General features: G+C 44.1%; 2 protein-coding genes. One reads left to right on the forward strand and one right to left on the reverse strand.

The genetic code is table 11. The features are described 5' to 3' along the window. A partial coding sequence (locus tag EHO01S_RS18015) for a helix-turn-helix domain-containing protein (RefSeq protein ID WP_155964383.1) occupies positions 1 to 523 on the reverse strand: 523 nt, incomplete at its 3' end. A 134-nt stretch (positions 524 to 657) separates the two neighbouring features. Between EHO01S_RS18015 and EHO01S_RS17180 the strand changes: the two genes are divergently transcribed. Beyond that, positions 658 to 930 carry a helix-turn-helix domain-containing protein gene (locus EHO01S_RS17180; RefSeq protein WP_024525086.1) on the forward strand — a complete coding sequence of 91 codons (273 nt, stop codon included), beginning with the start codon at positions 658 to 660 and terminating at the stop codon, positions 928 to 930. The last annotated feature ends 99 nt before the right edge of the window (positions 931 to 1,029 follow it).

Consider the following 1,029-nt stretch of genomic DNA (forward strand, 5'->3'; position numbering starts at 1 on the left):
CTCTAATTGGAAGTGCTCTAATGGCCATCTCTTCGCTTTCCGTTTGCTCTGGGGTTTGTTGCAAGCGTTGTAGGACGCCTTTAATGCCTATATTACATAACGATGTAATTAGCTGAGCTCGATCTTCTTGCGTAATGCTGTTTAACATGAACAGGAGAATGTCGGGAGACTGTTGTACCTGGATCTGTACAGATTTTTCCTGCGTCATAGTCATGCCTTCGGCATTTTTATCCTCACGCAAAGAGCCAAACGCTAACCACTCCATTGAGACATCACATGCCTTAGCTATGGAGGATAGACGATCCAGAGATGGGTAAGTAACTCCCTTTACATAGTTACGTATGACCTTCTCTGACATACCACATTTATCTGCAAAAGCGCGGTATGACTGCTCTCCAATGAGAGTCTGTAATCGTGAGCCGAAGTGAATTATTCCATCATCTTCAATAATCCGTGTGCCATGATTTTCTACCCTCATGGATTTTTCATTATAACCATTTGTTTCTGAATGATTTTTTTTCATTGGTACATTTATTCCAAAAATCTGTATAAAAATCTGCAAAACAGCTTTACATGCGGATTTTTATGCCATACCATTTATCACATCCGATAACCACGTTTGATTATCGGATTCTATAAACTAGAGAGGATCACATAATGCAGTTGTCGAGACAAGACCTAACTGACCTGTTTGTTCGCCGTGGTCAGGACTGGTCTGCAAAGGCGATTTATGCGGCCCTTGAGAATAAGGGGGCTGATATAGCCGCTCTTGAGCGTGCTCAAGGCTTAAAACCTGGCTCAATGCGAAATGTTTTTTATCGGCCTTGCCCAGGGTATGAGCTAACTATTGCGGGAGTGATTGGGGTTGAGCCTGGTGTGATTTGGCCAAGCCGTTATCAGAATAAAAATCCGCACACAACTGCGGCATAAGGCATTGCTATGTGGGTTACTGCGCAAGAGTGTGCCGGAGTCGGGGGCTTACCAACTCGAGATCAAAATGTCAGGGCACGACTTGATCGAGCCACTGCA

The organism is Edwardsiella hoshinae NBRC 105699 = ATCC 33379, assembly GCF_000474215.1.
Lineage (GTDB): Bacteria > Pseudomonadota > Gammaproteobacteria > Enterobacterales > Enterobacteriaceae > Edwardsiella > Edwardsiella hoshinae.

Excerpts from the sequence above, each read along its gene's own strand:
- EHO01S_RS17180 (WP_024525086.1), top strand. The coding sequence starts at position 658 with ATGCAGTTGTCGAGACAAGACCTAACTGACCTGTTTGTTCGCCGTGGT.